The sequence below is a fragment of the Paragemmobacter straminiformis genome (assembly GCF_014243445.1).
GTDB lineage: Bacteria > Pseudomonadota > Alphaproteobacteria > Rhodobacterales > Rhodobacteraceae > Paragemmobacter > Paragemmobacter straminiformis.
The window spans coordinates 144,744-151,532 of record NZ_JACLQD010000006.1 but is presented as its reverse complement, the minus strand read 5'-3'; the positions used below and the strand labels follow the sequence as shown (position 1 = coordinate 151,532).

The following is a 6,789-nucleotide window of genomic DNA, read 5'->3' as shown; positions in this document are numbered from 1 at the left end:
TCCGCGAAGCCATCAGCCCCGCAATCCTCGCCGTCGCGACAATCCTCGTCATCATCTCGACACTCCTCCTCGCAACCGTCGAAATCCTCAGAAGACGAAGCGAAAAACTCAGAGGCGTGACACCGAGCTGAAGGGTCAGGGCAGGATGTGCAGCCAGACCCAGACGGTGAGGATGGAGAGGGCGGTCGCGACCAGAACGGTCGAGGCCGCCACCCGCTTTCCGACGCCGTAGAGATTGGCGAAGATATAGGCGTTGACCCCCGGGGCCATGGCGGCGGTCATCACCGCCGAGCGCAGGCCCGCTGTGTCGAGGCCGAAGGCGAAGCGGCCGAGCAGATAGGCAAGGCCCGGATGCAGCACCAGCGAGCAGGCGCAGACCACGGCGATGATGCGGAAATCGCCATCGGGGCGGTAGCGCAACAGCACGCCGCCAAGCCCGAAAAGTGCTGTCGGAATGGCGGTGCGGGCGATCAGGTCGACGGCTGAAAGGGCGACCTGCGGCAAGGGCAGTCCGGTCAGATTGACGGCGAAACCGGCAAGGATGCCCAGAACCATCGGTTGCGAGAAGATCGCGCGCAGGATCTGGCGCAGCAGGGCGCGGCTGGAGAGGCCATGCCCGCGCGTGCGGGCCCATTCCATGAGCGCGATGCCGAAGGCGTAGAACATCGGCGCGTGGATCGAGATGATGGCGTAGTTTCCGGCCAGCGCGTCGGGGCCGTAGGCGCGTTCGGTCAGCGGCACGCCAAGCAGGAGGGAATTGGAGAAGAGCGCGACGAAGCCGATCGCGGTGGCATCGGTGACGGGGCGGCGAAAGACGAGGATCGCCGCCGCGAAGGCCACGCCGAAACTGGTGAAGGCTGCGATGTAGAAGGACAGGAACAGCGCGGGCTGGAAGCTGGCCGCGAGGTCGAGTTTGGCGATCGAGGCGAAAAGCAGGGTCGGCACGGCGAAGTTCTGCGCAAAACGCATGAGGCCATCGACCGCCGCATCGTCGAAGAGACGGGCGCGGGCGGCAGCGTAACCGAAGGCGATGACCAGAAAGACCGGCAGGATGACGTCGAGCAGCGCGTCCATCAGGGGTGGTTGGTGTATTCGATCACCATGCCGTCATGGGCAGGGCGGATATGGGGCGGCAGTTCGGCCAGCAGCTCGGCATGGTCGAGGTCGTTGTGCATGTTGGTGACCACGGCGCGCGCCGGTTTGGCGCGGGCGATCCATTCCAGCGTCAGGGCAAGGTGGGCATGGGTCGGGTGCGGCTTGCGGCGGAGCGCGTCGACGACCCAGCAGTCGAGGCCGGTCAGGTGGGCCCAGCTTTCCTCGGGGATCTTCACCGCATCGGGAAGGTAGGCCAAGGGGCCGATGCGGAAGCCGAGCGCGTCGATGCTGCCGTGATCGGCGGTGAAGGGGGTCAGCACGACCGGACCGCCCGCGCCCGCGACGGTCACCGGCCCGTCGATGGTGAACAGGTCGAGGATCGGCGGATAGGGCGAGCCTTCGGGTTGGACGAAGGCGTAGCCGAAGCGGGACAGCAGCGCCTCTTGCGTGGGGCCGTCGGCCCAGACGGCGAGGCGGCGGCGGGTGTTGAACACGATCTGGCGCAGGTCGTCGAGGCCGTGGACATGGTCGGCATGGGAATGGGTGTAGACCACCGCATCGAGGCTGCCGATGCCTGCGTCGAGCAACTGGGCGTGCATGTCGGGCGAGGTGTCGATCAGCACGCGGGTGCGGCCTTCGTCGCTTTCGCGTTCGACCAGCATGGAGCAGCGGCGGCGGCGGTTCTTGGGGTTCGTCGGGTCGCAACTGCCCCAGTCACCGCCGGGGATGTCGCCAAGGCGCGGGACGCCACCCGACGAGCCGCAGCCGAGGATGGTGAAGCGCAGGGTTGCCATCAGACGGTTTCCCGAATGCGGGCCTTGGTGAAGAGGCGGTCGAAATTGGCGGTGGTGCGGGCGGCGAAGTCGGCGGGGGAGAGGCCGAACACCTCGGCCCCCTTGGCGGCGGTGAAGGCGGTATAGGCCGGTTCGTTCCTTTTGCCGCGATGCGGGACAGGGGCGAGGTAGGGGCTGTCGGTTTCCAGAAGGATGCGGTCGAGCGGGGCGGCGGCGAAGATGTCGCGCAGTTCGGACGATTTGGGAAAGGTCGCGATGCCCGACATCGACAGGTAGAAGCCGAGGTCGAGGGCGGCGCGGGCCAGTTCGGCGCTGCTGGAAAAGCAATGCATGACGCAGGCATAGGGCTTGGCGCGGTAGCCTGCGGTAAGGATTGCGGCCATGTCGTCATCGGCCGCGCGGGCGTGGATGATGAGCGGAAGGCCGGTTTCCTGCGCCGCGCGGATGTGGATTTCGAGCGAGGTCTTTTGCACCCCGGCGCTTTCGGCGGTGTAGTGGTAGTCGAGGCCGGTTTCCCCGATGCCCACGAATTTCGGGTGCTGCGACAGGGCGACAAGCTGGTCGACCGTGGCAAGCGGTTCTTCGGCGGCGCTCATCGGGTGGGTGCCTGCGGCGTAGAACACCGAAGGATGCGCTTCGGCAATCGCACGGACGGCGGGTTCGTTCCTGAGCCGCGTGCAGATCGTGACCATGCGGCGCACGCCTGCGGCATGGGCGCGAGCGATGATGGCGTCACGCTCACCGTCGAAATCGGGAAAATCGAGGTGGCAATGGCTGTCGACGATGTCGGGAATGGGGGCGGTCATGGTCCAGCTTTGTTCAGGGCGAGCGGAGCCGCCGTCTCTTCCAGCCGGAAAAGCATATCCATGAGAAGTGCGGCAGGGTCAAGGTTGACCGCCTTGCCGCGGCGGGCCTTGAGGCCGAGGGTCTGCGCGAGCGTGGCCCAAGCGCGGGCCGAGGCGACATCGGGGGCGAGGCGGGTGATGGCTTCGGCCTCGCCCTTGGCGGCTTCGGGGGGAAGCTGGCGCATGGCACCCGCGCGGGCGAGGCGGGCGAGAAAGAGGTCGAGAAGCGTGAGGATGAGGTCGAATTGCGCCTCGGCCCCGCGTGCGGCCCCTGCCTCGGCCAAGGCGAGGGCGCGGGGGCGGTCGAGGCGGGGAAGGGTGGAGAGGAGGGTGACGATGGATTGGTAAAGCGCAAGGCCGGAGAGGTTGGTCAGGCGGAAGGCTTCGCCGACCGAGCCGCCCGCAAGCTGGGCGAGGGCCTGCGCTTCGTCGGGTTCCAGTGCCGCACCCGCCTGTGTCAGCGCATCGGCCAGCGGCGCGGGGGCCAGCGGGTGCAGGCGCAATTCGCGGCAGCGCGAGCGGATGGTGGGCAAGAGTTTGAAGGGCTGGTGCGAGATCAGGAAGATCGTGACATTGGCGGGCGGCTCTTCGAGCAGTTTCAAAAGCGCGTTGGCGGCGGCGGTGTTCATCTCGTCGGCGGCGTCGATGATCGCCACGCGGCGGCCGCCATCGGCGGCGGAGAGCGAGAAGAAGGATTTCATCTCGCGCACCTCGCCCACGGTGATTTCCTGACGCAGGCGCGAGGTCTTTTCGTCCCACGGGCGGCGCAGCAGGAACAGGCGGGGTTCGGCCAGCGCGCGCATGCGGCGGGCGACGGGGTGGCCCCCGTCTATGTCGAGTGTGTCGGGCTTTTCGGGGGCGAACATGCCGCCGTCATCCTCGGGCGTGGCCAGAAGGAAGCGGGCCAGACGCCATGCGAGGGTGGCTTTGCCCACGCCACGGGGACCGGTGACCATCCAGCCGTGGTGCAGGCGGCCCGTGTTGAAGGCCGAGAGGAATTCGGCCTGCGCGCCCTCGTGTCCGAAAAGATGCGCGGTCTCGCGCGGGTGGGGGGCGCCTTCGATGCGGTCGGGTTCGGGGATGTCGTCGGGGGCGGCGGCCATGCGTCAGCCCAGATGCGCAAGGGTGAGGGCGAGGATCTCGGCGGCGATGGCGTCGGGGCTGCGCGCGCCGTCGATCACGCGGAAACGGTTGGGGTGCAGGTCGGCGAGGGCAAGGAAGCCCGCGCGCATCTGTTTCTGCATGGCAAGGCCCATGTCCTCGAAGCGCTGTTCGGTACCGTGGCGCGAGAGGGCGCGGGACAGGCCGAGTTCGGGGTCGAGATCGACAAGGAAGGTCAGGTCGGGTTCGGTGCCGATCATCAGGTCATGCAGGCTGTTGACCACCGAGGCGAGGTTGCCGCGCAGGCCCTGATACATGCGGGTGCTGTCGGCGAAGCGGTCGGTGATGACGATTTCGCCCTTGGCCAATGCGGGGCGGATGGTCTTTTCCAGATGGTCGCGGCGGGCGGCGGTGAAAAGCAGAAGCTCGGTTTCGGCAGACCAGCGGTCGGGGTCGCCCTGAAGGACGAGGGCGCGGATTTCCTCGGCCCCCGGGCTGCCGCCCGGTTCGCGGGTGAGGGTGACGGCATGGCCCGCATCGCGAAGGCTTTGCGCCAGAAGCCGGGCCTGGGTCGACTTGCCCGAGCCGTCGATGCCTTCGAAGCTGAGGAAGGCTGCCGCCATCAGGAGGCGGGGGCGGCTGCGGGGGCCGCGTCGATGTAGCGGGCGCGCAGCACGCCGGCGGCGGCGGTCAGACGCTTGAGGAAGCCGCCCTTGGCCACGTCGGACTCGGCCACCAGCGGGACGCGCGCATCGGGAAGTTCGGGAACGTGGATGATAAGCTCGCCCAGTTGCGCGCCCTTGGCGATGGGGGCTTCGACGGGGCCGTTGTAGATGACCTCGGCGGTGACCTGCTCTTGCACCTGCGAGGGCAGCAGAAGGCGGATGTCTTCGGCCGGGACAAGGCCGACGCTGTCGGCCGCCCCGAGCCAGACCTGCGCATCGGCCACGCGGACGCCGGATTTCACCACGGTCTTTTCGGTGAACTGGCGGAAGGCCCAGTTGACGATGGCTTCGGATTCCGAGGCGCGGTCCTTGTCGGAGGCGAGGCCCGTCATGGCGAAGATCACGCGGCGGTCGCCCATCACGGCAGAACCGACGAGGCCGTAGCCCGCTTCGGTGGTGTGCCCGGTCTTGAGACCGTCGGCCTGCCAGTCGGCTGCGGCGATCTTGAGCAGCGGGTTGCGGTTGTTGGCATTGGCGGGGGCGCGGTCTTTGTAGTTGAACTGGGTTTCCGAGAAGATCGGGTAGAGGTCGGGGAATTCCTCGATCAGGCGTTTGCCGAGCAGGCCGAGGTCGCGCATCGACATGCGCTGGTTCGGGTCGGGCCAGCCCGAGGCGTTGCGGAAGGTGGAATGCGACAGGCCGATGGCCTTGCCGCGTTCGGTCATCAGATCGGCAAAGGCCTCTTCGGTGCCGGCCAGACCTTCGGCCACGACGACGCAGGCATCGTTGCCCGAGTTGATGATGATGCCGTGGATCAGTTCGCGCACCGAGGGGCGGTCGTTTTCCTGAAGATACATGGTCGAGCCGCCGAGGCGCGTCATCTCGGTCGCGCGGGTCGAGACGGCGAAGGTCGTGTCCATCGTCACGCGGTTGTCGCGCAGGGCCTCGAACAGCATGTTCAGGGTCATCAGCTTCGACATCGAGGCGGGCGGCACGGGGGTGTCGGCGTTCTTGTCCATCAGGACCGTCTGGGTCGTCATGTCATAGACCCATGCGGCGGTGGCGCGCGTCTCGAAGGCGTTCGCCGTGACGGGTGCCGCAAGCGGCATCAGGGCGAAAAGGGCGAGAGCGGTCAGGCGGCGCAGGGTCGTGAACATCGGTCGGTCCTTATGCGGGGGTCAGCCCTTGACGAAATAGGCGTCCTTGAAGCCGAGGCCCTTGATCTTGGCAAGGAAGGCGGCGCGGTCGCCTGCGCCCTTGGCCGTGACAGACCACCAGGTCTTGCCCTGGGTGGTTTCCTTGCGGACGGCGGCCTCGATCCCGGCTTTCTTGAGCGTGGCCGCAGCGCGGTTGGCGTTTTCCTCGACCGAGAAGATGCCGATCTGGAGCGTGCCGCCCTGTTTGCCGGAGACGACGGGGATGGCGGGGCCAGCCTTGGGCGCGGGTGCAACGGCCGTGGCGGCCGGCGCTGCGGCGGTGGCGGCGGGTTTGTCGCCCGCCTTGTCGCCCGTCTTGTCACCCGTCTTGCCGGCCGGGGCGGCGGCGATTGCTGCGGCGGCATCGGCGGCGAGGGTTTCGGTTTCGATGCCTTCGTTGGCGTCGAGGATCGGCTTGGTCGCATCGGTCTGTGCGGCGACTTCCTCGCGGCGCAGGGCAGTCACGCTGATCTTGGCGGGGGCGCCTGCCAGAAGGCCGAGCGCATCGGCGGCGTCGGAGGAGACCTGAAGTTTCGGTCCGGGATTGAACGCCTCGCGCCGGAAGAGCGCGCCGATGACGAATTTGCCGTTGGCGGGGTTGCGCAGGATCACGCGTTCGGGGTCGGTCGCATCGGGCGAGGCGACCCAGACGCCGCCGAGCGAGGGGCGGCCGTCCCAGAGCGCCTGATCGGTGACCTGGAACACCTCGGGCGCTTCGACGTCGCGGTCGACGATCTTGACGCTTTCGGGGCTGGCCGAGGTTTCGCTTTCGGGCGTGGTCGCGGCGCGTTTGAAGGGAGAGACGCCGTCGGCGCAGCCTGACAGCAACACTGCCACAAGCGGCAGGGCCGCAAGGCTGCGCATGGGTTTCGACACCGGTATTCCTGCCATTCTCGCCCCCGTTGCGCGCGGGTTGGCCCCGCGCTTTATGCCGCCTTTGTGCAAGGACGGTCTACCATATGAAACTGCCCGCAATCGGGCTTGTCGCCCTGCTTTGCGCGGCATCATACAGAGGCCGCGCGCAGGTGGGAAGGGCGGGGGCGGGCGATGGGCGGAAAACTCACGCAGGCGTGCTTTTGCGGGCAAGGTGCCG

Annotated in this window: 7 protein-coding genes and 1 pseudogene; 1 reads left to right on the top strand and 7 read right to left on the bottom strand. The window is 67.7% G+C overall.

Annotated features, from left to right (window positions below; all coding sequences use genetic code 11):
* Positions 1 to 131, top strand: a pseudogene (locus tag H7F16_RS19735) (ABC transporter permease); the annotation flags it as partial.
* 4 nt (positions 132 to 135) lie between these two features.
* Here the strand turns inward: H7F16_RS19735 and H7F16_RS18215 are convergent.
* Genes H7F16_RS18215 through H7F16_RS18185 form a run of 7 tightly spaced genes read right to left on the bottom strand, consistent with a single transcriptional unit; the run spans position 136 to position 6,587 of the window.
* Positions 136 to 1,074 (bottom strand): AEC family transporter, encoded by a 939-nt coding sequence (locus tag H7F16_RS18215; protein ID WP_185799066.1) that lies wholly within the window; start codon positions 1,072 to 1,074, stop codon positions 136 to 138.
* Entirely contained in the window at positions 1,074 to 1,889 is an 816-nt protein-coding gene (locus H7F16_RS18210) for an MBL fold metallo-hydrolase (protein WP_185799065.1), read from the bottom strand. The genes H7F16_RS18215 and H7F16_RS18210 overlap by 1 nt, the downstream gene beginning before the upstream one ends.
* Positions 1,889 to 2,695, bottom strand: coding sequence for a TatD family hydrolase (locus tag H7F16_RS18205; protein WP_185799064.1), 807 nt, complete (start codon positions 2,693 to 2,695; stop codon positions 1,889 to 1,891). Before H7F16_RS18205 ends, H7F16_RS18210 begins: the two co-directional genes overlap by 1 nt.
* Positions 2,692 to 3,837, bottom strand: coding sequence for a DNA polymerase III subunit delta' (locus H7F16_RS18200; protein WP_185799063.1), 1,146 nt, complete (start codon positions 3,835 to 3,837; stop codon positions 2,692 to 2,694). Before H7F16_RS18200 ends, H7F16_RS18205 begins: the two co-directional genes overlap by 4 nt.
* Before the next feature lie 3 nt (positions 3,838 to 3,840).
* The gene (tmk, locus tag H7F16_RS18195) at positions 3,841 to 4,458 is read right to left on the bottom strand and encodes a dTMP kinase (protein WP_185799062.1); all 618 of its coding nucleotides are present in this window, start codon (positions 4,456 to 4,458) and stop codon (positions 3,841 to 3,843) included.
* Positions 4,458 to 5,657 carry a D-alanyl-D-alanine carboxypeptidase family protein gene (locus H7F16_RS18190; RefSeq protein WP_422121130.1) on the bottom strand — a complete coding sequence of 400 codons (1,200 nt, stop codon included), beginning with the start codon at positions 5,655 to 5,657 and terminating at the stop codon, positions 4,458 to 4,460. The genes tmk and H7F16_RS18190 overlap by 1 nt, the downstream gene beginning before the upstream one ends.
* Positions 5,658 to 5,678: 21 nt before the next feature.
* Positions 5,679 to 6,587 (bottom strand): SPOR domain-containing protein, encoded by a 909-nt coding sequence (locus tag H7F16_RS18185; protein ID WP_241741510.1) that lies wholly within the window; start codon positions 6,585 to 6,587, stop codon positions 5,679 to 5,681.
* Positions 6,588 to 6,789 lie beyond the last annotated feature (202 nt).